Origin of the sequence: Mesorhizobium sp. B4-1-4, from assembly GCF_006439395.2 — a bacterium.
Classification (GTDB): Bacteria; Pseudomonadota; Alphaproteobacteria; order Rhizobiales; family Rhizobiaceae; genus Mesorhizobium.
In genome coordinates this window covers 4,787,974-4,813,554 of sequence record NZ_CP083950.1, presented here as the reverse complement: position 1 = coordinate 4,813,554, position 25,581 = coordinate 4,787,974, and the positions used below count along the sequence as shown (strand labels likewise).

Genomic DNA, 25,581 nt, shown 5'->3' with positions numbered 1-25,581 from the left:
GGAAACCGCCATAGCAATTTTGAGGCGAGGTCACAAAACATGACGGCGGCCATGGACGAGCTTCTGCGCATTCTCGACCTCGAGAGGCTGGAACACAATCTGTATCGTGGTCGCAGCCCCCAGGTGGAGTGGCAGCGCGTCTTCGGCGGCCAGACGATCGCCCAGGCCCTGGTGGCGGCGCAGCGCACCGTGGAGCCCGATCGCTTCGTGCATTCACTGCACGGCTATTTCATGCGGCCGGGCGACATCAAGGTGCCGATCATCTACGAGGTTGACCGCATTCGCGACGGCGGCTCTTTCACCACGCGCCGCGTGCTTGCGATCCAGCACGGGCAGGCGATCTTTTCGCTGGAAGCCTCGTTCCAGGTCGACGAGAAGGGGCTGGAGCATCAATTCGCGCTGCCCGACGACGTGCCGCCCCCGGAAGGACTGAAGACGCAGCGCCAGCTGCTCGAAACGGCCGACCGGGTGCCGGAAGCCGTTCGACGGTTCTGGGCACGGGAGCGGCCGCTGGAGCTGCGGCCGGTCAACCTCGAACACTATGAGAGCCGCGACAAGCTGCCGCCCCGGCAGAATGTCTGGATCCGGCTAGCCGGACCGGTTCCCGACGACCGCGCGCTGCAATCGGTGCTGCTCGCCTATCTCTCGGACATGACGCTGCTCGATACCTCGACCTTCGCGCATGGGCGCGGCCTGTTCGATCCAGACATCCAGGCGGCGAGCCTCGACCATTCGATGTGGTTCCACCGGCCGCATTCGCTCGACGGCTGGCTGCTCTATGCGCAGGACAGCCCGTCGAGCTCGGGATCGCGCGGCTTCAGCCGCGGCATGCTCTATGCACGCGACGGCACGCTGATCGCCTCGATGGCCCAGGAAGGTTTGATCCGGCTCAAGCGTTGATCGGAAGCCGGCGAAATAGGCATTTCCAAAAAATTGCATAAATTTTAAGCATGCGGCATGCCGCAGGCTCCGGCACCTGCTGGCTGCGGCCCATCCATTTCCTTTGTTTACAACAGGTTAACATGCTGCTTCGGCACTTGGCACGGAGCTTGAATCCTTGGGGGCACTCTCCGGCTCCTCGGGATCGGTGCAGTCGTGCAAACGCGGGGGACCGCAACAGCAAAGGGTGAAACCTTATGAAAATCGTGATGGCAATCATCAAGCCGTTCAAGCTCGACGAGGTGCGCGAAGCGCTTACCGCCGTCGGCATCCAGGGCCTGACCGTCACCGAAGTCAAAGGCTACGGGCGTCAGAAGGGGCATACGGAAATCTATCGCGGGGCGGAATACGCGGTCAGCTTCCTGCCGAAGATCAAGATCGAGGTCGCGGTCAGCGCCGACGTGGTCGACAAGGCCGTCGAGGCCATCACCGCAGCCGCCAAGACCGGCCAGATCGGCGACGGCAAGATCTTCGTTTTCGGCATCGACCAGGCGGTGCGCATCCGCACCGGCGAAACAGACAGCGACGCACTCTAAGCGCCGGACACGTATTCCAATGGAGAGTTCAATGAATATTTCTTCCATCTTGAAGACTACGGGACGGGCGGCCCTTTTGGGTACGCTCACTCTCGCAGCCTTGGGCACGGTCGCCGCCTTCGCCCAAGAGGCCGCTCCCGCCGCCGCAGCGGCCGCGCCGGCCGCCGCCCCGACCCCGGTGCTCGACACCGGCAACACCGCCTGGATGCTGACCTCGACGGCGCTCGTGCTGATGATGACGATTCCAGGCCTGGCGCTGTTCTACGGCGGCATGGTGCGCAAGAAGAACGTGCTCGCCACGATCATGCAAAGCTTCGCCATCACCTGTTTGGTGACGGTGCTTTGGTTCATGTTCGGCTACTCGCTGGCCTTCTCCGACGGTGGCGGCATGAATGCCTATCTCGGCGGCTTCTCGAAGTTCTTCCATCACGGCATCACCACCGCGACGCTGTGGGCGCCGGGTGTGGCCAACATTCCCGAATTCGTCTTCTCGATGTTCCAGATGACGTTCGCCATAATCACGCCGGCGCTGATCGTCGGCGCCTTCGCCGAGCGCATGAAGTTCTCGGCGCTGCTGATCTTCATGGCGCTGTGGTTGGTGTTCGTCTACGCGCCGATCGCGCATTGGGTGTGGGGCGGCGGCTTCCTTGGCACGGCGGGCGTGCTCGACTTTGCCGGCGGCACGGTCGTCCACATCAACGCCGGTGTCGCGGGCCTGGTCTGCGCACTGGTGCTGGGCAAGCGTGAAGGCTACGGCACCACCAACATGGCGCCGCACAACCTGGTCTATTCGGTGATCGGCGCTTCACTGCTGTGGGTGGGCTGGTTCGGCTTCAACGCCGGCTCGGAACTGGCGGCGGACGGGCTTGCCGGTGCGGCCATGATGAACACGCAGGTCGCGACCGCGGCGGCGGCGCTTGCCTGGATGTTCGCCGAATGGATCATCGCCAAGAAGCCATCGGTGCTCGGCATCATCTCAGGCGCCGTCGCCGGCCTGGTCGCGGTGACGCCCGCTTCCGGCTTCGTCAACCCGACGGGCGCCTTCGTCGTCGGCATCGTCGCAGGCGTCGTCTGCTACATCTCGGCGGTCAAGGTGAAGCATATTTTCGGCTATGACGACTCGCTCGACGCCTTCGGCGTGCATGGCGTCGGCGGTATCGTGGGTGCGCTGCTCACCGGCGCGCTCGCCGATCCGGCCATCAACGCGCTCGGCAAGGGCGCATCGGTCGCCACCCAACTCTATGGCATCGTCTTCACCATTCTGTGGACTGCGATCGTCACCTTCGTGATCCTCTACATCGTCAAGGCGCTCGTCGGCCTGCGTCCATCCGGCCAGGAGGAAGTCGAAGGCCTCGACGTCACCCAGCATGGCGAAGTGGTGCCGTAAGGCCCGCCTCGCCAATGGACCGGCGGATCCTCCTCCCGCCGGCCATATCTCCGCGCATTTCCGGGCGATGAAGCGCTGCATGCTTTTCCCGGAATTGCCTGAAAAAGAATCCCGTCGTGACGCTCCGCAAGGAGCTCACGCCTTGAGGCCCGGATCGCATCCGGGCCTCTTTTTTGAGAAATTCGTCCCGGCCGCGCCTGGATTCGCGCAATCACGTTGGCGTGAAAAGGATTTTTGAAAGAAACATCCACTGCCTTGGCCCGAACTGTGGAGGCGATCGTCGTCCTGGCGTTCGTCTGTACAACACAGGGAAGGAATTTTTCATGAACCTCAAGAATATCTGCCTCGGGGCACTGGCACTTTCCATGATCAGCGGCATGGCTTTGGCTGGCGGCGCTCTCGACAGTCCAGTCGACATGTCGCCTTTCTTTACCGATTCCAGCATGAAAACCATGAAGCCCATGGAAGAATTCAAGGCGGCCTTCATGGCCATGCCGAAGGAAAAGCAGGACGCCATGATCAAGGAGTGCAACGACGCGGCGATGAGCAAGCCGCATGCCGAGTTCTGCGCCAATGTGCGCGCCCTTGGCGGCGCCAGCAAGTAAGCGCCGCCTGATCCACCCGAACGGATGGCGGGCCAGGGCGCCCGCCATTTTCTGCGGGTGCCAGGCCCAGAAGTTCTCTGTAGCAGAGGGGGTAACCATCGGCGGCCTTATAGTTAATGCGCCCTTAACCTTCCCACGCATAGTCTGGCCCTCGAATCTGCCGGAGTGCGTCATGCGCTCCGGCCAGGCAATCACTGACGGGGAAGAGCATGCGTTCAGGGGCTTCAGCACCGCTCGCGCTGACCGATACGGGGCACGGTATCCAGGCTTTCGCGAGGCGCCAGGTCGGCCGGCTTGTCGGCGCCGGCCTGTTCCTGGCTGTGGCCTTCGGGATCGCCAGCCTCGCCACCTGGAACGTTGCCGATCCAAGCTTCTCGCATGCCACGAACAACACCGTCACCAACGCCATGGGCTATGCCGGCGCGGTGTTCTCCGATCTTGCCATGCAGTTCTTCGGTCTCGCCGCGGTTGCCGCGCTGGTTCCGGCGGTGATCTGGGGATACCTCCTGTTTTCGGCGCGCGGCGTCGACAGGCTGCCCAAGCGCGGGCTGTTCTGGTTCGGCTTCGCGCTGCTCGCCGCCGCGATCGCCGGCTGCATCGTTCCACCCAAGACCTGGCCGCTGCCCACCGGCCTCGGCGGCGTGTTCGGCGACATGGTGCTCAAGATTCCCGGCGTTCTTATCGGCGGTTATCCGACCGGGCTGATCGCCAGCGTGCTCGCCGTGTTGCTGGCAGCACCGGCGCTCTGGCTGTTCGCCTATGGCTCGGCACTGATCGGACGCAAGAACGGCTTCGCCGTCATGGAGGAGCCGGCCGCCGCCGATCCGCGCGAGGACGAGCTTCTGTTCGACAATGACGAGGATGAGGGTGACGAAGGCATATTGGCGCTCGGCGCCATCACCCATTGGTGGCTCTCGTTCCGCGCGTGGATGCACCGGCGCGCGGTGCGCCGCCGGCAGGAGCGCGACGAATATGAGCCGGAGATGCAGCCGCGCGCCAGCGCCTGGCGCCGCGCCGCCGAACGGGTCGAATCGGCCGAGTTCGCCGAGCAGCGGATGAGCCAGGATGGCCGCGCCCGCGTCGAGCCGGAATTCTTCGCCGCCATGGTCAACGACCGCAGCGTTTCCGTCGATCCGGACGATGACGACGTCTTCGGCCGCGACGGTGAAGACATGGATTTCGACGACGAGCCTGTCGCCCAGCGCCGTGCGGCCCCCACGGCCGGGGTGCAGCAGTTCCGTTCCGACGCCGCCACCCGCGTCGAGGCGCCGGCGCCTCGCCCGGCGCCCGGCGCGCGCGTCCAGCGTGAGGCGCAGACCTCGCTGATCGGCGAGGACAAGTTCGAGATGCCGTCGCTGCACTTCCTGTCCGAACCGAAGAACGTGGCGCGCGACCCGAGCCTGTCCAAGGATGCGCTGGAACAGAATGCGCGGCTGCTCGAAGGCGTGCTGGAGGATTTCGGCGTCAAGGGCGAGATCATTGCCGTTCGCCCCGGCCCGGTCGTCACCCTCTACGAGCTCGAACCGGCGCCCGGCATCAAGTCGTCGCGCGTCATCGGCCTGTCCGACGATATCGCCCGCTCGATGAGCGCGATCGCCTGCCGCGTCGCGGTCGTGCCCGGCCGCAACGCCATCGGCATCGAACTGCCGAATGCGAAGCGCGAGACGGTCTATCTCAGGGAGATCATGGCCAGCCGCGATTTCGAGACGACCAAGGCCAAGCTGGCTCTGGCGCTGGGCAAGACCATCAATGGCGAGGCGGTTATCGTCGATATCGCCAAGATGCCGCACGTGCTGGTCGCCGGCACCACCGGCTCGGGCAAGTCGGTCGCCATCAACACCATGATCCTGTCGCTGCTCTACCGGCTCACGCCGCAGGAATGCCGGCTGATCATGATCGACCCGAAGATGCTGGAGCTCTCGGTCTATGACGGCATCCCGCATCTTCTGACGCCGGTCGTCACCGATCCAAAGAAGGCGGTGGTGGCGCTGAAATGGACCGTGCGCGAGATGGAGGACCGCTACCGCAAGATGTCCAAGGTCGGCGTGCGCAACATCGACGGTTTTAACGCACGCGTCCAACAGGCGGAGAAAAAAGGCGAGAAGATTTCACGCACGGTGCAGACCGGCTTCGACCGCCAGACCGGCGAGGCGATCTATGAGACCGAGGATCTCGATCTCGAGCCGATGCCCTATATCGTCGTCATCATCGACGAAATGGCCGACCTGATGATGGTCGCGGGCAAGGACATCGAGGGCGCGGTGCAGCGCCTTGCGCAGATGGCGCGTGCCGCCGGCATCCACGTCATCATGGCCACGCAACGCCCGTCGGTCGACGTCATCACGGGCACGATCAAGGCCAATTTCCCGACCCGCATCTCCTTCCAGGTGACGTCGAAGATCGACAGCCGCACCATCCTTGGCGAGCAGGGCGCCGAACAGCTGCTCGGCATGGGCGACATGCTCTACATGGCCGGCGGCGGCCGCATCCAGCGCGTGCACGGCCCCTTCGTCTCCGACGACGAGGTCGAGAAGATCGTCGGGCACCTGAAGCTGCAGGGCGTGCCGGAATATCTCGACGCCATCACCGAGGACGACGGCGAAGATGACGACGAGCCGTCCGGCAAGGGCGGTTCCGGAGGCGGCGGTGGCGGCGGCAATTTCGAGGATTCCGACGACCCCTACGATCAGGCCGTCGCGGTGGTGTTGCGCGACGGCAAGGCGTCCACTAGCTACATCCAGCGCCGTCTCGGCATCGGCTACAACCGCGCCGCCTCGATCATAGAAAAGATGGAGAAGGAAGGCATTGTCGGCCCGGCCAACCATGCGGGAAAACGCGAAATCCTGGTACCGACCGAAGAGGATAAGTTCTGACGGCGGGGAACCCACGGCAACTTTGAACCCTCTGGCGCGTTCAAGCGACTGGGCAGCGTTCGGCCCGCCAAACTTCAGCCCAACTGGGGGTCCAGGACAGCGACTAAATCAGGAATCAGATGAGAGTGACCGATATGAAAAATGATCTTTCAGCGCTCAGCGATCTTGCCACGACCCGACGCCGGCTGCTTGGCCTTGGCCTGGTGTTCGTGGGTGCCGCAGCCCTCAATGTGGTGCCTGGATTCGAGTTGCTGGCCTCGGCGCAGGCTGCCGTGCCGGCGGCCGCGCAGAAGATCGCCGACCATTTTTCCGCGGTCAAATCGATGAGCGGCGAATTTGTCCAGTTCGGCCCAAAGGGCGAGCAGACCGGCGGCAAGTTCTTTCTGGAACGGCCTGGCAAGATTCGCTTCAACTATGACGGAGCGTCGAATTTCCGGGTGATTTCGGACGGCAAGTCGGTGGTCATCCTCAACAAGAAGCTGAACACGTCAGACCTTTATCCACTGTCGAAGACACCGCTGAAACTGCTGCTCGACGACCGGATCGACCTGTCGGGCGACCGCGTCAAGAGCGTCAAGGAAGAGGACGATCTCACCACCATTCAGCTCGCCGACAAGTCGGTGTTCGGCAATGCGCGGATCACCATGATGTTCGACCCGAAAACCTTTGACCTGCGCCAGTGGACGATTACCGATGCGCAAGGCAAGGACACGACGGTGATGATCTTCAACACCAAGGAAGGCGTCAGTTTCGCCCCCGACACCTTCGCCATCGACTATACCGCGAACCGCGAGCTTAACACCAAGACCAGGTAATCTGCAATCTCTGCGGAAAGCTTTTGGACGTCGGCGCTGCCCTTCATCTGGCTGCCGCCATCTTCTCCCGTAAACGAGGAGAAGTCGCCGACGGTCTCGCTTAATTGCCAGCGCTGCCAGAAAGATGCCGGGGTCGCGGCCAGCCTCCTGCTCGCCGTTCACGGGGAGAAATGCCCGGCAGGGAGGCCGCGCTGGCCTCTGATATTGCAGTACTTGTCTTTGTGACGCGCGGCTGGCAGTAGTTTGATCTTTGTCGGACCCGCCGCATGCCCTTTTCCATCGCCACCTGGAACATCAACTCCGTTCGCCTGCGCATGCCGATCGTCGAGCGCCTGCTGGATGAGTACGCGCCCGATGTGCTTTGCCTGCAGGAGACGAAAGTCCCCGATGAACTGTTTCCCGAAAAGGCCTTTCGCAGGCTCGGCTACCAGCACATCGCCTTCCATGGCCAGAAGGGCTATCACGGTGTTGCGACGGTGGCGCGGCGACCGATCGAGGTGGTCGAGAAGCGCCGCTTCTGCGAGATCGAGGACAGCCGGCATCTGTCGGTGACGGTGCGGGCCGGCGGCAAAGCGATCCTGCTGCACAATTTCTACGTTCCGGCGGGCGGCGACGAACCAGACCCGGAGATCAACAAGAAGTTCAGGCACAAGCTCGATTTCGTCGCCGAGATGAACGCCATCCGCGCCGAGCACAACGAGGTGTCGGGCTCGATCCTGGTCGGCGATCTCAACATCGCGCCGCTCGAACACGATGTCTGGTCGCACAAGCAACTGCTCAACGTGGTCAGCCATACGCCGGTCGAGACCGAGAACTTCGAAGCGATGCGGCTGGCCGGCAACTGGGTCGACCTCATGCGGCTCAACGTGCCGCTCGAACAGAAGCTCTACACCTGGTGGAGTTATCGCGCGCAGGACTGGGAGCTTTCCAATCGCGGCCGGCGGCTCGACCATGTCTGGTCGTCACCAAACCTGGTGCCCGATTTCGCCGGCTACGAAATCCTGAGGGCGGCGCGCGGCTGGGATCGGCCGTCGGACCATGTGCCGGTCATCGCGCGCTTCGATCTGGATTAACCTGCGGAAGACAGCGGTCCTCCACCCCCCTGTCCTGCTGACTTAACAGGATTTATATTTGCCGCGCTTTCACTCGCTCGTAAATCGCGGCGCCAATTGCTCGATGCGGCGGATCATGGCCTGAAAATCCTCCAGGATGCGCTGGTGGAGTTTCACCGCCACTTCCGGATATTCCTCCAGGATGCGGCGGAACATCTTGCGGCTGAGCCGGATCACTTCCGAGTCGATTTCGGCCGACGCGCTGGTCAGCCGGTTGGTATCGGCGATCAACGCCAGTTCGCTGAGCATCGTGCCGGGGCCGACTGTGCCTAGCGGGATGCGCTCGCCACGGCTCTGCTCGCGATAGAGCACGATACGCCCGCTGACGACGATGTAGGCCGAGTCGGCCATGTCGTCCTCGCGATAGAGCTTGTGGTCGGCCTGCAAGAAAGTGGTTTCGGCGCCGAAGGCGAGCAGGCGCAACTGTTCCTGCGTGAAGCCTTCGAAAAGCCTCACGGCGGACAGGATGCGGATGTCGTCATCCAGCGCCATCTAGCTGTGTCCCCGAACGGTCAGTCCAGTCCCTCCTTTGCGGTACGATCCAGAATCCCCCTCCAACCGGATCGTATCCGAAAGCGGCTCCGCCCAGACCGCCTATTGGATAGTGAAATGTTTAAGGAACCAGCTTGTAGCCGCCGCTTTCTGTCACAAGAATTTCGGCATTGGAAGGATCGCGCTCGATCTTCTGGCGCAAGCGGTAGACATGGGTTTCCAGCGTGTGCGTGGTGACGCCGGAGTTGTATCCCCACACTTCCTCCAGCAGCACGTCGCGCGTCACCACCTTCTGGTCGGCGCGGTAGAGATATTTGATGATCGATGCCTCCTTTTCCGTCAGCCGCACCTTGCCGCCGCGCGGGTCGATGAGCAGTTTCTGGCTGGGCTTGAATGTGTAGGGGCCGACCGAGAAGGTGGCATCCTCGCTCTGCTCATGCTGGCGCAGCTGCGCACGGATGCGCGCCAGAAGCACCGCGAAGCGGAACGGCTTGGTCACATAGTCGTTGGCGCCGGCCTCGAGACCGAGAATCGTGTCCGAATCGGTGTCGTGGCCGGTCAGCATGATGATCGGCGCCTTGTAGCCGCCCTTGCGCAGGATCTTCACCGCCTCGCGGCCATCCATGTCAGGCAGGCCGACATCCATGATGAGCAGGTCGACGAGGCCGCCGCGCGCCGCGGTGACGCCTTTTGCCGCAGTCGATTCCTGCAGCACGTCGAATTCCTCGTAGAGGGACAATTGCTCGACCAGTGTGCCGCGCAGGTCGTCATCGTCGTCGACGATCAGGATGGTGCGTGAAGTCATGGATCAATCCGTTGTTTTGAAAAGAAATTCTGTTGACCGCTGCCTATTTATGCGGAAGCTGATCGGCACAACAGCCGATCACAGTGATTTGTTCCGTGGCACGATCATACAAGAAAAAACGCGCGCGCAATGCAGCTGGCGCAATTTTGCCGAAAGGGCTGCGTGTGCTGACCGTGCGGCCGAGGCCCGGTCATCCAACTCAGGGCCTGCTGCAGGCCGGAAAAACGGTGTTTGCGTGCGCATTGGGGCGCGGCGGCATCACGGCTGACAAGCGCGAAGGCGATGGCGCCACGCCGCTTGGCTCGATGCGCATCCTGGCGGGCTATTTCCGGGGGGATCAGTTTGCCGCCGGCCGCAAAACCCGCCTGGCGATGGCGCCGATCGGCCCCGATCTCGGCTGGTGCGAGGTACCAGACGACCGCAACTACAACCGTCCGGTCAGGATTCCCTATGGCGCCAGCCATGAACGCATGCGGCGTGACGATCGGCTCTATGACGCCTGCCTCGTGCTCGACTGGAACATCGCGCCGCGCCGCAGGGGACGCGGCAGCGCCATCTTCTTCCACCTGGCGCGCGCCGATTTCACGCCGACGCAAGGCTGCGTCGCCGTCACCGCGCGCACGATGGCGCGGCTGCTGCCGCTGCTGTCGGATCGTACGGTGATGCGGGTGGTGAGGTAGGGCAGTAGGGCAGTAGGGCAGTAGGGCAGTAGGGCAGTAGGGCAGTAGGGCAGTAGGGCAGTAGGGCAGTAGGGCAGTAGGGCAGTAGGGCAGTAGGGCAGTAGGGCAGTAGGGCAGTAGGGCAGTAGGGCAGTAGGGCAGTAGGGCAGTAGGGCAGTAGGGCAGTAGGGCAGTAGGGCAGTAGAAGGGTCTTCGTTGCTGGCCTGGCTTTCCCTACTGCCGTATTGCCTTACTGCCCTATTCCCTTACCTTCTTGGCTGCTGCCAGCCGATGTCGAGAAGGCCGAGCCGGCCGATCTCGCGGTCCATGGCCCGGGCGATGTCCTTGCGGCCAGCGCCGATGTCGCGCAGCTGGCGGTCGGACAGATCCTCGACGTTCTGGTGCGGAAGGCTGACCGCCACCCTGGCTTGACGCAGCCAGTCACGGATCGCCGATAGCCAGCCCGGCCGGGCGGCATAAGCGGGGTGGAGAGCGATGTGAGACATGATGTAATCCGTTCTTCCGGGCTTCAAATCCGGTTTGATAGTGTTCCGATGTTCACATCATGCCCGATTGAAATCCTGGGAGGAAACGAGTAGTTTTTTTCCGATTATCAAGTTTTCTTTGAGGATCGAAGAGACGTCATGAGCCGCTTTGCGGAGTTCACGCGCTGATGGCGGCCCTGCTGCCGGGGACGCGGGCGCTGAGGACGCTCGAGGCGGCGGCCCGCCACCTCAATTTCACCCGCGCCGCCGACGAACTTGGCCTGACGCCGGCGGCCGTCAGCCATCAGATCAAGGAAATCGAGGATCAGCTTGGCATCGTGCTTTTCACGCGCACCAGCCGCACCATCCGGCTGACGGAGGCGGGCACGGTGCTGTTCGAAGCCGCGACCGATGCGCTCGACCTGCTCGGCAGGGCCGCCATGCGGGCGCGCAAGATGGCGCGCGGAACGGAATTTCTGAAGGTGACGCTGGACGCGCAGTTCGCGGCGAAATGGCTGATGCGGCGCGTCGAGGATTTCCGCAAGCAGAGGCCAGGCATCGAGCTCAGGTTCGACATCGCCTACGGGCTGCGCGACTTCGATCTTGACGATGTCGATGTCGGCATCCGCTTCGGCGCGGGCAAATATCCCGGGCTTTGCGCGCACCGCCTGTTCGACAACATCATCATTCCGGTGTGCAGCCCGGGCCTTTTGACGTCGGGGCCGCCCCTGCGCGAGCCGCGCGATCTTTTCCAGCACACGCTTGCCCATATCGAGTGGACGCGTCAGGGCGTGACATGGCCGAACTGGCGCATGTGGATGGCGGCGGCCGGCATCAACGATTTCGACGACAGCCGCACCGTCGTCTTCGGCACATCCACGGATGCGGTCCAGGCAGCGCTCCACGGCAATGCCGTCGCGCTCGCCGATTTCGCCATGGTGGCAAACGACCTTTCCGAGGGGCCGGCTGGTGCGGCCCTCGAGCTCAGCATCAAGGTTGCCCCCGAATACGCCTACTTCCTTGTCTATCCCAAAGCGGCGGCTGACGATCCCCGCATCGTCGCCTTCCGCGAATGGATCCTCGATGAGGTGGCCAGGACGCGCGCCACGGACAAGGGGTAGGCCGGCCGGCCAACCCTTCGCTCACGACCGGGCGTTGTGGCCGAAGATCATGCGGGTGTATTTTTTCCAGTTCCACTGCAATTTCTTATACAGAAGCGGGTGTGGTTTGCCGGCAACGGAAGTGTGGAAGGTGCCGTTTTCGCTGCCCTGTTCGGCGATAGGCCGCTCAAACCACAACATTTCGACCCCCAGTTCTTCGTCCATCCGTTCGATCTGGTGGTCGATTCCCGTAGATATCTTATTGCGGGCGATCCAGGCGCAACGGGCTTCGGCGACTGGGCGGGTGATGAGGTAGGAGTCGGCGCATCTGGCATGCAATGCGGGATAGAGCCTTTGACCCCTGCGCAATTTCCAGCTCGGCGTGTAGTAGTTGCTGCCATTGCCGAGATAGATGACGGCCTTGCGCGCGGGGTCGCCGAGCTCGGCCAGCCCCTGCCGGAATTTGGTGACGAAGCCGCGAGCGAGGAAGACGTCATCCTCGAAGACCAGGCAATAGGGTAGGTCGGTCTCGAGGAAATCGCGCCAGATGCCGACATGTTTCAGCGCCAGCGAGACGGCCGCCGGGTGGGTAAAGGTTGGGGCGATCAACTCGTCGCGAATCTCCGGTGTGATATCCGGCCGGTCCCAGTCGGTGTAGAAGTAGACGGGCACGCCGCGCCGCTCGAACTCACGGACAATGTGGCGGCGCCGGTCGTCATAGCCCTGCTTGACGTGGCAGATCCGGGTGAACACCAGGTCGCGCGGAAATCCGGACTCATCTGCCATCGTCAATGTACCGTCATCCGTTCAGCCTGCCGCGGCGCCGAACCAACCGATCACCGCGCCGATGATCAACAGCACGCCCAGCCAGTGGCCGCCATCGATAAGGGTCAGGTCCCAGCCGAAATTCTCGTAGCGGTGGTTGACCGAAAGCGTCGTGGCGACGAAACCGAGCCAAAGTACGAAGCCGAAGACAAGCCCGGCCAGCAATGTCGGCTCGCCCCCGGTCATCGCTCCGACAACCAGCGCCATGATGCAGGCCATGACCAGTTCGGCGATGAAGCTGATGACGAAAGGCAGCGGCGATCTCTTCATCGTCGCCGGGTCGAGTTTGGCGGCCTTCAGCCAGGGCTTGCTCAAAGCCATGTACCAGGCGGCGCCGAACAGCCATGCGACGATGGCGCCGGCGATCACCGCCAGCCAGTTCACTGCGGAAAAATCCATGAGTTCCCCTCCGATTCGGATTCATGGAAACGCCTGTTCGGCGGCGGCGTCAAGCAAGTCGCCAGACTGTCGTGCGCTTGATCTCGGCGTCCTCGAGCGCCCGCGTCACCGGAACTTCGTAGACGCCGAGCGGCTCCAGTCCCGATCGTGGCAGATAGGACCGCCCGGGATCGCCGACCAGAATCTCGGCGCCACGCTGTTTGAGCGCCGAAAACCAAGGCATCAGCCGGTCGGCGAAAGGCTTGTCGTAGAAGACGTCGCCGGCCAGCACGACGTCCCAACCCATATCGGCGCCGATGCAGTCGGTGTCGAGGAATTCGATTTCGATGCCATTGGCCTGTGCATTGAGGCGGACCGCGGTCTCGCTGAACGGATCGATGTCGGCGGCGGTTACCCCGGCCGCGCCTGCCTTGGCGGCGGCGATGGCGACGAGGCCTGATCCCGAGGCGAAGTCGAGCACGCGCTTGCCCCGCACCGCGCCGGGACTGTCGATGACATAGCGGGCAAGGCCTTGGCCGCCGGCCCAGGCGAAGGCCCAGAAGGGCGGCGGCAGTCCGATCTCGACCAGCTCGTCCTCGGTCCGCAGCCACAGATCGTGCGCCTCATCGGCAAGATGAAGCAGGATCTCGGGCACGTGCGGCGGCGCCATCAGCGCCGTGTTGTCGAGGATGAACTGCCTGGCGCTGTGCGGGGTGAGCACCGTCACGGGGCAGGTGTCAGGCCGCCCATGCGGCAGACTTCCTTCCATTCCGCCGGGGTCACCGGCTGCACGGAAAGCCGTCCAAGCCGCACCAGCGCCATGTCGGCAAGCTTCGGATTGGCCTTGATCTCCGCCAGCGTCGGCGGGGTCGGCACGTCCTTGAAGGCCCGGATGTCGACACACTCCCAGCGCGGGTCGTCCGATGTGGTGTCTGGGTGGGCCAGCGCGCAGACCTCGGCGATGCCGACCACGTTCAGCCCTTCATTGGAATGGTAGAAGAAGCCGAGATCGCCGATCTGCATGGCCTTCATGTTGTTGCGGGCGGCGTAGTTGCGCACGCCGTCCCATTGCGTGCCGGCCTTGCCCTTGGCCTTCAGCGCCTCGAAGGAGAAGACCGAGGGTTCGGACTTGAACAGCCAGTAGTTCATCTCAGGGGTTCCTTACCGTTGTCACAGTATATCGCCATAGCGTCGGCGCTGCCCCCGCACCCTGCCCGACGAGGGGTTGCGCGACCAAACAATCATTCACTCGCAGGCTTCTTGAAGACCCAGTTCCACGCACGGATCTCGACGCTTTCGAACAGACCGGCCTTGGCATAGGGGTCGGTTGCCGCGAGGGCTTGCGCGCCGGCCATATCAGGCGCTTCGATCATCACCAAGCTGCCGTCCGGCTTGCCGTCGGAGTCGAGGAAGGGGCCCGCAAAGGCAAGCCTCCCTTCGCTGATCAGGCCTTCCAGAAACGCCGCGTGCGCCGGCCTTGTATCGACGCGCAGCTGCAGGCTGCCAGGCTTGTCCTTGCAAATCAACGCAAACAGCATGCTCTCTAACTCCGGATGGTTCAGTCCTTGGTTTCGGTTTTCAGCGGCCGTGTCATCAGCGCCGTCACGGCCTGGTCTATGGTCACCTTGCCGTCCAGTATGGCGGCGACGGCGGAAATGATCGGCGCGTCGATGCCACGCCCGACGGCGATGCGGGCGGCGATCGCCGCCGTCGGCACGCCCTCGGCCAGCGGCAATCCGGAAAGCGTCTTGCCTTGCCCAAGCGCCAGCCCGTAGGCGAAATTGCGCGATTGCGCCGACGAGCAGGTGAGCAGCAGGTCGCCAAGGCCGGAAAGCCCCATCAAGGTCTCGGGCCTGGCGCCGAAGGCGGCACCGATACGGCGCAGTTCGACGAAGCCGCGCGTCACCATGGCGGCCTGGGCGCTGGCGCCGAGCCCGGCCCCGGTCACCGCGCCGGCGGCAATGGCGAAGACATTCTTCAAGGCGCCGCCGATCTCGACGCCGATCAGGTCGCTGCTCGAATAGCAGCGCAGGTTCTCGGCGGAAAAGCGGGCGGCAAGGTCGGCGGCCAGCATCTCGTCACGGGCGGCGACAACCACCGCTGTCGGCAGGCCACGGGCGACGTCGGTTGCGAAGCTCGGGCCGGACAATGCCGCGACCGGATTTCGCGGCAGGATTTCTTCGACAATTGCCGACAGCAGGGCGCCAGTGTCGCGCTCGATGCCCTTGGCGCAGAGCACAAGCGGGATGCCGTCCGGCATATGGTCTTTCGCCGCCGCCAGCGTCGCTCGCAGCGACTGCGCCGGCGTCACCGCCAGCACGCAATCGGCGCCGGCGAGTGCCGTCTCGATGTCGCTCGTCGCCTCGATGCCGGGCGCGATGGCTATACCGGGTAAATAGCGCGGGTTCTCGCCACGGCCGATCGCGGCGACGGTTTGCGGGTCGCGCGCGTACAGGCGCACCGAATGGCCGGCGCGCAGCATAGCCAGCGCCAGCGCAGTGCCCCAAGCACCGCCGCCGAGCACAGTGAGACGCCATCCGCTTTTGCCCGGATTACTTGTCGCCTGACCGCCTATCGCTTGGCCGCTCATTGCCACACCAGTCATGCCTTGGCTCCGCGCCGGCCGGAGCCGACCATCGGCGCCGAGATGCTGTCCAGCGGCCAGCGCGAGCGCGGCACGAAATCGAAGCCGTTCTCCTGCGCCAGGCCCTCGCGCAGCCGTTCGATGCCGGCCCAGGCGATCATCGCCGCATTGTCGGTGCACAGCTGCAGCGGCGGCGCGACGAAGGCGAAACCGGCCTCCGCGCAAAGCCGCTCCAGCGTCGCCTTGATCGTACGGTTGGCGGCGACGCCGCCGGCAACGACCAATGCGGGCTGCTTGGTGCCGGGAAATGTTTCGCCGAACCGCTTCAGTGCGCGAGAAACGCGGTCGGCCAGGGCATCGGCGACCGCCGCCTGGAACGAGGCGCAGATGTCGGCGACATCCTGATCGCTGAGCGGCTCGATCGCCGTCGCGGCCTGGCGCACGGCAGTTTTCAGCCCGGAGAAGGAAAAGTCGGGCTGCGCCGAGCCCTTCATCGGACGGGGGAAGGCAAAGCGTGTTGCGTCGCCCAATACCGCCGCCTTCTCGACATTCGGCCCACCGGGATAGGGCAGGCCGAGCATCTTGGCCGTCTTGTCGAAGGCTTCGCCGAGCGCATCGTCGATGGTGGTGGCCCAGCGCTGGTAGTCGCCGACACCGCGCACGGCCAGGATCTGCGTGTGGCCGCCGGAGACCAGCAGCAGCAGGTAGGGGAACTCGAGCCCGTCGGTCAGCCGGGCCGTCAAGGCATGGCCTTCGAGGTGATTGATGGCGATCAGCGGCTTGCCTGCCGCCGCGGCGATAGCCTTGGCCGTCATCAGCCCGACGATCAGGCCGCCGACGAGGCCGGGACCTGCGGTGGCGGCGATGGCATCGATATCGGCGAGGGCCGTGCCCGAATCGGCAAGGGCGGCCTCGACGATGCCGTCCAGCGCCTCGACATGGGCGCGTGCGGCGATCTCGGGCACGACACCGCCGAACGCGGCATGTTCCTCTATCTGGCTGAGCACCACGTTGGAGAGGATTTTCGGCGCGGCGTCGCCCTCCAGCGCCACGACGCTGGCGGCGGTCTCGTCGCAACTCGTCTCAATGCCCAGAACGCGGATCAATTCGTCGCTGTCTCCAGAGATTGTATGTCCGGGCGTTCCTCGTTAGGAGAGTGCCCGGAAACGCAAAGCCAGCCGGGGGTTATCACGGACCGCGCGCCATGCAAACAATCTTGAAAATCGGAACACGCGGCAGCCCGCTGGCCTTGGCGCAGGCGCATGAGACACAGGCGCGGCTGATGGCCGCTCATGGCCTGCCGGCGGAAGCCTTCGAAATCGTCGTCATCTCGACCAGCGGCGACCGCATCCAGGACCGGCCGCTGTCTGAGGCCGGCGGCAAGGGCCTGTTCACCAAGGAGATCGAGGAGGCGCTGCTCGCCGGCGCGATCGACATCGCCGTGCATTCGTCGAAGGACATGCCGACGCAACTGCCCGAAGGTCTGGAACTCTCCGCCTTCCTGCCGCGCGAGGATGCCCGTGATGCCTTTGTCGGCAAGGCGGCGAAGAGCATCGCTGAGCTGCCGCGCGGCGCGACGGTCGGCTCGTCGTCGCTCAGGCGGCAGGCGCTGATCCGCCGCATGCGGCCGGATCTCGACGTGGTGATGTTCCGCGGCAATGTGCAGACGCGGCTGCGCAAGCTCGATGAAGGCGTCGCCGCAGGCACCATCCTTGCCTATGCCGGGCTGAAGCGGCTCGGCCTCGACCATGTGATCACCGACCTGATGCCGCTCGACATCTTTCCGCCGGCGCCCGGCCAGGGCGCGATCGGCGTCGAGACGCGCATCGGCGACCGCGAGGTCGAGAAGATGCTGCTGGCCATCCATGACGTGCCGACCGGTCAGGCGCTGGCCTGCGAACGCTCTTTCCTGGCGGCGCTCGACGGCTCCTGCCGCACGCCGATCGCCGGCTACGCGGCGATCACGGCCGGAAAACTCTCCTTTTCCGGTCTGATCATTTCGCCCGATGGTACCCAGTCGCACGCGGTCGAGCTGCAGGGGGCAGCGCAGGATGCCGTCCGCATCGGCGATGAGGCGGCGCGGACGGTGCGGGCCAAGGCCGGCGAAAAGTTCTTCGACGGCTGGCTCTGAAAATGCTTCGCGTCCTGGTGACCAGACCGGAACCGGGCGCATCGCGCACGGCGCGGCGGCTTCAGGATAAAGGTTTTCAGCCGGTTCTCCTGCCCCTGACCGAAACGGTGGCTTTGCCTGCCGATGCCCGGCTGGTTGCAGATGACGCTGTCGCCGTTGCCGTGACCAGCGCCAATGCCGTGCGCCATGCCCCAAAGGAGATGATGGCTGCGCTTGCCGCTCTGCCGTGCCATGCCGTCGGAACGAGGACGGCGGAAGCCGCACGCAAGGCGGGGCTCCTGTCGGTCTTTGAGGGTTCCGGCGATGCCGAGTCGCTTGCCGACGGCATTGTGGCGGCGTTTCCCGGCAAAACCGTCGTCTATCTCTGCGGACGCGTGCGGTTTCCAATGTTCGAACAGCGGTTGGAGGCGGCTGGAGTGCGGGTTCGCGCGGTCGAAACATACGATACGTTCCCGGTGCCGTATTCGGACGAGACCATTCTGGCGCGGCTGTCCGGCGAGCCGGTCGACGCGGTGCTGCTTTATTCGGCCAAGGCGGCTGTCGCGTTGCAGGTGCTGGCCGCAAGATCCGCATTGAAAGGGCTCTTTGAAAAAACAAGGGTTTTCGCGCTTTCCGCGCGTATCGCCGCTGCCTTCGCCGACAGCGCCGGCAAGTCAATTCGCATTGCCGCACGACCCGACGAGGAGGCAATGCTGGCGCTTTTGCCGGAGCGGCCGTGACCCGCGTCATCACACCGCCCCTTTTCACCGCTTGGTGATGTGCTAGACCCTTCTGAACCATCACGCGCCACCAGGCGTTGAGACGAAGCGAATTTTGCGGAGCCCAGGCATGGTCAAGACGCCGAAGATGCGACACTCGAAAAGCCGCCGCGAGCCGGTGACCATCGATCTCGAGCCCGGCGCCGTGTCCCGCATCGTCGACGAGGATGCCGCCAAGGACGCGGCCCAGACCGACGAGGCGAAGGCCGAGGAGGCCGCGAACGCCTCGCAGCCGGAGGCTCCGGAAGAGCCGGTGCATGCCGACCAGACCGATCTCGAACCTTGGGAGCATGCCGACGCCACGGGGCAGGCCGGAGCGGATGCGCCGGCGACCAAAGCCGCGGAACCGGAGATGCCTTACCCCGGTTCGGAGGCGCCGCCCGCGAAGCCTTTCGATTACGGCTTTGAGGACGCAAGCACGAAGGCCGGCGAGACCAAGGCGGCTGCCGGAAAAACTGAGGCAAGGAGCGAACCGATGGCGGCACAGCCGAAGCGTGGTGGCGTCAACGGCATCGCTGCCGGCATCATCGGGGGTGTCATCGCACTGGTCGGCGCCGGCGGCCTGCAGTTCGCCGGCCTGCTCGGCGCGCCGGGTTCAGGCGCTGGTGTTTCACTCGACGGAGTCAACGGCCAGATCGCCTCGCTGAAGTCTGAAATCGCCGGCATGAAGGAAGCGGGCGGCGGCGACGCCTCGGCCAAGGTTGACGGCCTGTCGGCCGCACTCGATCAGGTCAAGAGCGATGTCGCGACGTTGAAATCGACGGTCGCACAGGGCGGCGCGGGTGACAGCGCCGGGCTTGCCGCACTCGGCGACAAGGTCAAGCAGATCGAAACGGCGGTCACCGCTCTTGGCAAGGCCGGCAGTACGGCACCGGTCGATCTCGGCCCGCTCAACGAAAAGCTGGCGGGTCTCGATGCGCTGGTGAAGTCGACCGACGAGGCGGCGAAGGCGCAGGAAGGCCGGCTCGCCGCGCTGGAGCAATCGGTGTCGCAGCTTTCCGGCAAGGTCGAGGCGCAAGCCGGACAGCCGAAGATCGCGCTCGCCATCGCCGCCTCGGCGCTGAAGGCGGCGCTCGACCGTGGCGCTCCGTTCGCGACCGAACTCGATACGCTGGCCGCGATTTCGCCCAATGCGTCGCAACTGGCGGCCTTGCGGCCCTATGCCGAAAAGGGGGTTCCGACCCGCACCGAGATCGCCTCGCAGATGGACGCCGCCGCCAATGCCATGGTCGCCGCCGCGACGCCTGTCGACCAGAACGCCGGCTTTCTGCAGAGCCTGATGTCGAGCGCCGAATCGCTGGTCAAGGTCCGGCCGATCGGCGCCGTCCAGGGTCCCGGCGCGCCTGAAACTGTGGCGCGCATGGAAGTGGCGGTCAATCAGGGCGACTATGCCAAGGCGCTCAGCGAATACAACGCACTGCCGGAAGCCGCGAAGGCCGCCGGCGCCGATTTTGCCGGCAAACTGAAGGCGCGCATCGAGGTCGAAACCCAGGTCGACGCGCTGATCTCCGGCGCGATGAAGGCATGAGGGCAATACGATGATCCGCCTGCTCGCCTTCCTCATCGTCGTTTTCGCGCTTGGGCTGGGCTTTGCCTGGCTTGCCGACCGGCCGGGCGACATGGTCGTCACCTTCAACGGCTACCAGTACCAGGTCAGCCTGATGGTGGCGGCGGTGGCCATCGTCGCTGTCGTCGCCGCGGTGATGATCCTGTGGTGGCTGATCAGGTCGCTGTGGAACAGCCCTTACACCATCTCGCGCTATTTCCGCGTGCGCCGTCGCGACCGTGGCTATCAGGCCCTGTCGACCGGCATGATCGCCGCCGGCGCCGGCGACGGCGCGCTGGCCCGCAAGAAGACCAAGGAAGCAGCCAAGCTGATCCGCTCCGACCAGGAGCCGCTGATCCATCTGCTCGAGGCGCAGGCATCGCTGCTCGAAGGCGATCATGAAGGCGCGCGGCAGAAATTCGAGAGCATGCTCGACGATCCTGAAATGCGTCTGCTCGGGCTGCGTGGACTCTATCTCGAAGCTGAACGGCTGGGCGACCGCAACGCCGCCCGGCATTATGCCGGCCGTGCCGCGGTGATGGCGCCGCAACTGGCCTGGGCCGCCGAATCGACGCTGGAGGAGCTGACCGCGCGCGGCGACTGGGACGGTGCCCTGAAATTGGTGGAGGCGCAGAAGTCGACGCGGCAGATCGAACGCGACGCAGCCGCCCGCCGCCGCGCCGTGCTGTTGACCGCCAAGGCGCAGTCGCTCGCCGACAGCGATCCCGCTGCCGCCCGGACAGCGGCAATCGAGGCCAACAGACTGCGGCCGGATTTCGCGCCTGCCGCTGTCGCCGCAGCCGCGGCGCTGTTCAAGCAGAACGACGTGCGCAAGGGATCAAAGATCCTGGAAACGGCTTGGCGGGCCGAGCCGCATCCCGAGGTCGCCGAGCTCTACACCCATGCGCGGCCGGGTGACGCCGTGCTCGACCGGCTCAACCGGGCCAAGAAGCTGCAGGAGATGAAGAAGAACCACGCCGAATCATCGATGACAGTGGCGCGCGCGGCACTCGATGCGCAGGATTTCGCCACCGCCCGCCGCGAGGCCGAGGCCGCGATCCGGATGGACCGGCGCGAGGGCGCGTATCTGCTCCTCGCCGATATCGAGGAAGCCGAGACCGGTGACCAGGGCAAGGTCAGGCAGCTGCTCTCCAAGGCAGTGCGGGCGCCGCGCGACCCGGCCTGGGTGGCGGACGGCGTGGTTTCGGAACGTTGGGCGCCGGTATCGCCCATCACCGGCCGGCTCGACGCCTTCGAGTGGCGCGCCCCGATGGAGCGCCTCGGCCAGCTGATCGACAGCCACGACGACGCGCCGGATGGAGCGGTCGCGGCAATCGAGGCGCCAGCCAAACCGGTGCCGGAAAAGCCGATCGACGTCATCGATCATGTCGCCCAGGCCAACGAGGCGACAAGCAAGGAAACCGAAAGCCGCGACGACCATGTCACCCCTGTGACCGCCGCGGCGTTCGCGGCGGTGCCGGCTGGTGCCGAGGCCGTCGAGCCGGCGGAAGAGCTGACGCGGTTGCCGGACGATCCGGGCGTCGATCCGGACGACGAGGCGGGAAAGTCACCGCGCCGGTTCCGGTTGTTTTGATCTGGGCCAATCGTCTGGCCGTTTGGGAATGGATTTGATGTTCGAGCGCGTGCTGTCGTTTCTCAGGGAATTGCCGACCGGCGCCGGGGTCCGCCCGAGCGCGGATGATCCGCGCGTTGCCGCATCGGCACTGCTCTATCATGTGATGAATGCCGACGGCGTGCGCCAGGATGTCGAATGGGAGCGCTTCAAGGCGGTGCTGGCGCAGACCTATTCGATCAGCGGCGTCGAACTCGAAGCACTCGCCGCCGCCGGCGAACGCGCCGACAATGAGGCGATCGACCTCTATGCCTTCACCAGCGTGCTCAAGCGGCATCTCGACGCCGAGGGACGCAAGGCATTCATCGGCCTGATGTGGGAGATCGTTTATGCCGATGGCGAACTGCACGAGCTCGAGGACAATACGGTCTGGCGCGTCGCCGAGCTGATCGGCGTCGAGCGCCACGACCGGATCGAGACGCGCCGCAAGGCGGCGGCGCAGGCGCCGGGCGCCCGTGGGACGTCGAGCGACGAATAGACGGGAATTCGCCTGCCGATGCCGCGCACAACGAGGTCGAAGCCAAAAATTCTGATCGTGCTGCATCAGGAGAATTCGAGCCCCGGACGCGTCGGCCATATGCTGCTCGAAGAGGGTTTCGATCTCGACATCCGTCGTCCGCCGCTGGGCGATGTTCTGCCGGAAACACTGGACCACCATGCCGGCACCGTGGTGTTCGGCGGGCCGATGAGCGCCAATGACGAGGACGAGTTCGTCCGCCGCGAAACCAGTTGGCTCGAAGTCCCGCTCCGGGAAAACCGGCCGCTGCTCGGCATCTGTCTTGGCGCGCAGATGCTGGTCAATCATCTCGGCGGCAAGGTCGAGGGTCACGGCGAAGGGCTGGTCGAGATCGGCTGGTATCCGCTCACGGCCACCGAGGCTGGCAAGAAGCTGATGCACTGGCCCGAAATGGTCTACCAGTTCCATCGCGAAGGTTTTTCGCTGCCCAGGGACGCGACCTTGCTGGCGACGGCGGAAACCTATCCCAACCAGGCCTTCCGCTACGGCGACAATGCCTGGGGCATCCAGTTCCACGGCGAACTCACAAGGGTGATGATGCAGCGCTGGGTGGTGCGCGGCGCGCACCGCTTCGAGCTGCCAGGCGCACAGCCCGGCCGCGATCATCTCGGCGGCCGCCTGATCTGGGACATGCATCTGAAGCGCTGGCTGGACGAGTTTTTGCGGATGATCTTTGGTCGACAGGCGGTGCGGTAGGTTTACGGCGCTGCGCGTCAGTTGCGGCCGTTGAGGTGACGAACCTTGCGCAGCTGAGGGAACAGGTAAGCCCACAGGCCGGCTGCCGCGATGGCGCCGACGCCGCCGATCACGACTGCCGGAACGGTGCCGATCAGCGCCGCCATGGTGCCGGCGCGGAATTCGCCGAGCTCGTTGGAAGCGCCGACGAAAACCTGGTTGACGGCGTTGACGCGCCCGCGCACCGCGTCCGGGGTCCATAGCTGGATCAGCGTCTCCCGGATGTAGACGCTGAACATGTCGGTGGCGCCGAGGAAGGCAAGCGCCACGATCGACAGCCATGTGAGGGTCGACAGGCCAAACAGCACGGTGAAGGCACCGAACGCCGCCACGAAGCCGAGCATGATGAGGCCGGCATGGTTGCGGATCGGGTGTCCGGCCAGCCACACCGCGACGCAAATGGCCCCAATGCCCGGCGCGGAACGCAGCAAGCCGAGTCCCCAGGGGCCAAGTTCCAGAATGTCGCGAGCATAGACCGGCAGCAGCGCCGAGGCGCCGGACAGAAGCACGGCAAAAAGGTCGAGCGAGATGGCGCCGAGCACGATCTTCTCGCCCCATATATAACGGAAGCCGGCAAACAATGTCTGCATGGTGGGCTTGTCGGTCGACGTCTGCTGGGCGGGCTTCGGGATGGTGAAGATGAGCAACGCCGCGGCGAGCATCAGGATCGCCGCCGTGGCGTAAGCCACTTCGGCCGAGACGCCATAGAGCAGGCCGCCGGCAACCGGACCGATGATGGTCGCCGTCTGCCAGGCGGACGAATTCCAGGCGATCGCGTTGGCGAAATCCTCCTGCGGCACGAGATTGGCGAACAGTGACGACGATGCCGGCCCATAGAAGGCGCGGGCAATTCCGAACACGACGAGCACGGCGAAGATCGGCAACGGGCCGGTAAGGACGTTAAGCGTCAGGAACAGCAGAGCCAATGCGCAACCAGCCTCGATCAGCGTCGACAGCGTCATGATCAGCCGACGGCCGAAGCGATCGGCGACGACGCCGGTGACCAGCACCAAAAGCAGTGACGGCAGGAACTGGACAATGCCGACGATGCCGAGGTCGAATGGATCGCGCGTCAGGTCATAAATCTGCCAGCCAACGGCGACCGACACGATCATGGTCGCGAAGGTGGTGAGGAAGCGTGCCGTCCAGTAGCTGAGGAACGGACGGTGCCGAAACGCGGCGTAGCGCTGGTCCGGCGAAGTTTGTGCGGCAGTCATGAATAGAGCCCCGTTGCGATGGCACTGGAGCGACGGGTGTCCAATCGAACGCACAAAGTACGCTCCAGCACTGTTGGTTTTCGCATCGTGCTTTCCGAAGATCGGAACAGATTTTCGGGCCGATGCGATGCTGGCGGGGCACTTCCACGACGGGCGCTGGTCCGACCAATGGAACTTCTAGCAAAGTTCGCGGCGGGATGTGCGTTAAAATCAATCCCGGATCAAGGATTTTCCGGCCTGTCCGGCGGATCGCACGTCATGTTCATCCACGCAAGGCAGCCGAAATGGCATCTAGCCCGCCTCGCAGCTCCGCCTCCGCGGGCCAGCCGAAGCCGACGCGGAAGAAGCGCTTCGGCATCTCGAACCAATGGCCTGATCCGACATAGGTGCCGTGGCTTTCCAGCAGCTTCGCATAGAATCGGTCGAGGTCGAAGTCGGGCTCGACATTGAGGCGCGGGAAGCCGACGACGCCGCCCTCTGGCCGCACCCAGTCGACCAGTGGCTCGCGGTCGATCCAGGCCTGGACGATGTCGCGCCGCTTCGCCATTTCGGGCAGCAGCATCGCCAGGAAGATATCGCGCCGCTCCAGCATGCCACGCGCAATGGCTTCGTCGATGACGCTGCCGCAGATGCCGATCTGCTCCTTGGCGGCGAGGAACGTCTCCTGAAGTGCCGCATCCCTGGTGACCAGCCAGCCGATGCGGATGCCGGGAATGCCGAAGGCCTTCGACAGCGACGAGACGCTGATGGCACGCGGGCTGAGCGAGGCCGCCGAAGGCAGCCTCGTGCCATAGGACAAATCGCGATAAGTCTCGTCGACCAGCAGATGGCAGGCGCTGGCGTCGGCGAGCGCCACCAGCGCATCGAGATCGGCGCGCGACATCATCGTGCCGGTCGGGTTGTGCGGGCAGGTGACGCTGATCAGCCTGGTGTCCGGCCGTATCGCCGCCTTGATGGCCTCGACATCGATGGCAAAGCCGTCCTCGAAGGCCAGATCGACAAAGCTGATGGCGCAGCCGATCGCCCGTGGGGTTTCGATGTTGGTGGCATAGTTGGGCCTGATGACGACGAGGTGGTCGCTCGCCGACAAAAGCGAAGTCGAGATGATGAAGAGCGCCCCGGCGGCCCCGGCGGTGACCAGCACGTCATCGGGCGAAATGCCGGCATCTTGCGCCGCGATCAGCGCACGCAATTCCTTGTCGCCGCGATGCTCGCCATAAAAGAGCGTAAGGTCAGGCAGCGACAGGCCGATGTCGGAGAGCTTCTGGTCGGCGATCGAGCTTTCGGAGAGATTGTAGCGGATACGGTCATAGCCGTACTCCTCCGGCGCTTCCTTCTCGATCACCATCCTGGTGTAGTTCATGGCTTTCCCCAGATCATCTTGTCTGGTCTATCCAAGCCACAAAAACAGGAAGCCTGCCAAGGCGGTTTCGCCGGCAGGCTTCTGTT

Annotated in this window: 27 protein-coding genes; 15 read left to right on the top strand and 12 right to left on the bottom strand. The window is 64.5% G+C overall.

Annotated features, from left to right (window positions below; genetic code table 11):
* Nucleotides 1-39 precede the first annotated feature (39 nt).
* From tesB to FJW03_RS23130, 7 genes are all read left to right on the top strand, one after another.
* Nucleotides 40-900: an acyl-CoA thioesterase II gene (tesB, locus tag FJW03_RS23160; RefSeq protein WP_140612461.1), complete on the top strand. Its 861-nt coding sequence runs from the start codon at nt 40-42 to the stop codon at nt 898-900.
* 236 nt (nt 901-1,136) lie between these two features.
* The gene (locus FJW03_RS23155; RefSeq protein WP_140697267.1) at nt 1,137-1,475 is read left to right on the top strand and encodes a P-II family nitrogen regulator; all 339 of its coding nucleotides are present in this window, start codon (nt 1,137-1,139) and stop codon (nt 1,473-1,475) included.
* Between the two features lie 31 nt (nt 1,476-1,506).
* Nucleotides 1,507-2,862 carry an ammonium transporter gene (locus FJW03_RS23150; protein WP_140766821.1) on the top strand — a complete coding sequence of 452 codons (1,356 nt, stop codon included), beginning with the start codon at nt 1,507-1,509 and terminating at the stop codon, nt 2,860-2,862.
* A 323-nt stretch (nt 2,863-3,185) separates the two neighbouring features.
* Nucleotides 3,186-3,467 carry a hypothetical protein gene (locus tag FJW03_RS23145; RefSeq protein ID WP_140766820.1) on the top strand — a complete coding sequence of 94 codons (282 nt, stop codon included), beginning with the start codon at nt 3,186-3,188 and terminating at the stop codon, nt 3,465-3,467.
* A 209-nt stretch (nt 3,468-3,676) separates the two neighbouring features.
* Nucleotides 3,677-6,340 (top strand): DNA translocase FtsK, encoded by a 2,664-nt coding sequence (locus FJW03_RS23140; protein WP_140766819.1) that lies wholly within the window; start codon nt 3,677-3,679, stop codon nt 6,338-6,340.
* A 134-nt stretch (nt 6,341-6,474) separates the two neighbouring features.
* Nucleotides 6,475-7,155: an outer-membrane lipoprotein carrier protein LolA gene (locus FJW03_RS23135; protein ID WP_140766836.1), complete on the top strand. Its 681-nt coding sequence runs from the start codon at nt 6,475-6,477 to the stop codon at nt 7,153-7,155.
* Between the two features lie 266 nt (nt 7,156-7,421).
* Nucleotides 7,422-8,228 (top strand): exodeoxyribonuclease III, encoded by an 807-nt coding sequence (locus FJW03_RS23130; protein ID WP_140612473.1) that lies wholly within the window; start codon nt 7,422-7,424, stop codon nt 8,226-8,228.
* A gap of 69 nt (nt 8,229-8,297) precedes the next feature.
* Here the strand turns inward: FJW03_RS23130 and FJW03_RS23125 are convergent, their stop codons facing one another.
* Both FJW03_RS23125 and FJW03_RS23120 read right to left on the bottom strand, forming a co-directional pair.
* The gene (locus tag FJW03_RS23125; RefSeq protein WP_140766818.1) at nt 8,298-8,759 is read right to left on the bottom strand and encodes a cyclic nucleotide-binding domain-containing protein; all 462 of its coding nucleotides are present in this window, start codon (nt 8,757-8,759) and stop codon (nt 8,298-8,300) included.
* Between the two features lie 121 nt (nt 8,760-8,880).
* Nucleotides 8,881-9,564 carry a response regulator transcription factor gene (locus FJW03_RS23120; RefSeq protein WP_140612477.1) on the bottom strand — a complete coding sequence of 228 codons (684 nt, stop codon included), beginning with the start codon at nt 9,562-9,564 and terminating at the stop codon, nt 8,881-8,883.
* A 143-nt stretch (nt 9,565-9,707) separates the two neighbouring features.
* Between FJW03_RS23120 and FJW03_RS23115 the strand changes: the two genes are divergently transcribed.
* Nucleotides 9,708-10,244 carry a L,D-transpeptidase family protein gene (locus FJW03_RS23115; protein ID WP_181173347.1) on the top strand — a complete coding sequence of 179 codons (537 nt, stop codon included), beginning with the start codon at nt 9,708-9,710 and terminating at the stop codon, nt 10,242-10,244.
* Between the two features lie 245 nt (nt 10,245-10,489).
* On the opposite strand, the gene FJW03_RS23110 is transcribed toward FJW03_RS23115, so the two are convergent.
* On the bottom strand, nt 10,490-10,729 hold the full coding sequence (locus tag FJW03_RS23110; RefSeq protein ID WP_140766816.1) for a hypothetical protein: 240 nt from the start codon (nt 10,727-10,729) through the stop codon (nt 10,490-10,492).
* Between the two features lie 167 nt (nt 10,730-10,896).
* Between FJW03_RS23110 and FJW03_RS23105 the strand changes: the two genes are divergently transcribed.
* Nucleotides 10,897-11,829, top strand: coding sequence for a LysR substrate-binding domain-containing protein (locus FJW03_RS23105; RefSeq protein ID WP_140766815.1), 933 nt, complete (start codon nt 10,897-10,899; stop codon nt 11,827-11,829).
* Between the two features lie 21 nt (nt 11,830-11,850).
* On the opposite strand, the gene FJW03_RS23100 is transcribed toward FJW03_RS23105, so the two are convergent.
* From FJW03_RS23100 to tsaD, 7 genes are all read right to left on the bottom strand, one after another.
* Nucleotides 11,851-12,594 (bottom strand): glycosyltransferase family 25 protein, encoded by a 744-nt coding sequence (locus FJW03_RS23100; protein WP_140766814.1) that lies wholly within the window; start codon nt 12,592-12,594, stop codon nt 11,851-11,853.
* A gap of 21 nt (nt 12,595-12,615) precedes the next feature.
* Nucleotides 12,616-13,032 (bottom strand): DUF1761 domain-containing protein, encoded by a 417-nt coding sequence (locus FJW03_RS23095; RefSeq protein WP_140766813.1) that lies wholly within the window; start codon nt 13,030-13,032, stop codon nt 12,616-12,618.
* 49 nt (nt 13,033-13,081) lie between these two features.
* A complete protein-coding gene (locus tag FJW03_RS23090) occupies nt 13,082-13,780 on the bottom strand; it encodes a class I SAM-dependent methyltransferase (RefSeq protein WP_181165723.1) in 699 nt (232 codons plus the stop codon).
* Entirely contained in the window at nt 13,735-14,160 is a 426-nt protein-coding gene (locus FJW03_RS23085; RefSeq protein ID WP_140766812.1) for an EVE domain-containing protein, read from the bottom strand. Before FJW03_RS23085 ends, FJW03_RS23090 begins: the two co-directional genes overlap by 46 nt.
* 92 nt (nt 14,161-14,252) lie before the next feature.
* The gene (locus tag FJW03_RS23080) at nt 14,253-14,549 is read right to left on the bottom strand and encodes a YciI-like protein (RefSeq protein ID WP_140612493.1); all 297 of its coding nucleotides are present in this window, start codon (nt 14,547-14,549) and stop codon (nt 14,253-14,255) included.
* 20 nt (nt 14,550-14,569) lie between these two features.
* Nucleotides 14,570-15,616: an NAD(P)H-dependent glycerol-3-phosphate dehydrogenase gene (locus FJW03_RS23075; protein ID WP_413466438.1), complete on the bottom strand. Its 1,047-nt coding sequence runs from the start codon at nt 15,614-15,616 to the stop codon at nt 14,570-14,572.
* Nucleotides 15,613-16,698, bottom strand: a complete 1,086-nt coding sequence (gene tsaD / locus FJW03_RS23070; protein ID WP_181173346.1) for a tRNA (adenosine(37)-N6)-threonylcarbamoyltransferase complex transferase subunit TsaD — start codon at nt 16,696-16,698, stop codon at nt 15,613-15,615. The genes FJW03_RS23075 and tsaD overlap by 4 nt, the downstream gene beginning before the upstream one ends.
* Before the next feature lie 101 nt (nt 16,699-16,799).
* Between tsaD and hemC the strand changes: the two genes are divergently transcribed.
* The 6 genes from hemC (at nt 16,800) to FJW03_RS23040 (ending at nt 22,876) form a co-directional block, all read left to right on the top strand.
* Nucleotides 16,800-17,726: a hydroxymethylbilane synthase gene (hemC, locus tag FJW03_RS23065; RefSeq protein WP_140766810.1), complete on the top strand. Its 927-nt coding sequence runs from the start codon at nt 16,800-16,802 to the stop codon at nt 17,724-17,726.
* A 2-nt stretch (nt 17,727-17,728) separates the two neighbouring features.
* Nucleotides 17,729-18,445: a uroporphyrinogen-III synthase gene (locus FJW03_RS23060; RefSeq protein WP_140766809.1), complete on the top strand. Its 717-nt coding sequence runs from the start codon at nt 17,729-17,731 to the stop codon at nt 18,443-18,445.
* A 109-nt stretch (nt 18,446-18,554) separates the two neighbouring features.
* Nucleotides 18,555-20,012 (top strand): COG4223 family protein, encoded by a 1,458-nt coding sequence (locus tag FJW03_RS23055; protein ID WP_140766808.1) that lies wholly within the window; start codon nt 18,555-18,557, stop codon nt 20,010-20,012.
* A gap of 10 nt (nt 20,013-20,022) precedes the next feature.
* A complete protein-coding gene (locus FJW03_RS23050) occupies nt 20,023-21,624 on the top strand; it encodes a heme biosynthesis protein HemY (RefSeq protein ID WP_140766807.1) in 1,602 nt (533 codons plus the stop codon).
* A 37-nt stretch (nt 21,625-21,661) separates the two neighbouring features.
* Nucleotides 21,662-22,141 (top strand): TerB family tellurite resistance protein, encoded by a 480-nt coding sequence (locus tag FJW03_RS23045; protein WP_140766806.1) that lies wholly within the window; start codon nt 21,662-21,664, stop codon nt 22,139-22,141.
* An 18-nt stretch (nt 22,142-22,159) separates the two neighbouring features.
* A complete protein-coding gene (locus tag FJW03_RS23040) occupies nt 22,160-22,876 on the top strand; it encodes a glutamine amidotransferase (RefSeq protein WP_140766805.1) in 717 nt (238 codons plus the stop codon).
* A gap of 17 nt (nt 22,877-22,893) precedes the next feature.
* On the opposite strand, the gene FJW03_RS23035 is transcribed toward FJW03_RS23040, so the two are convergent.
* Nucleotides 22,894-24,132 carry an MFS transporter gene (locus FJW03_RS23035; RefSeq protein WP_140766804.1) on the bottom strand — a complete coding sequence of 413 codons (1,239 nt, stop codon included), beginning with the start codon at nt 24,130-24,132 and terminating at the stop codon, nt 22,894-22,896.
* A gap of 262 nt (nt 24,133-24,394) precedes the next feature.
* A complete protein-coding gene (locus FJW03_RS23030) occupies nt 24,395-25,495 on the bottom strand; it encodes an aminotransferase class I/II-fold pyridoxal phosphate-dependent enzyme (RefSeq protein WP_140766803.1) in 1,101 nt (366 codons plus the stop codon).
* Between the last annotated feature and the right edge of the window lie 86 nt (nt 25,496-25,581).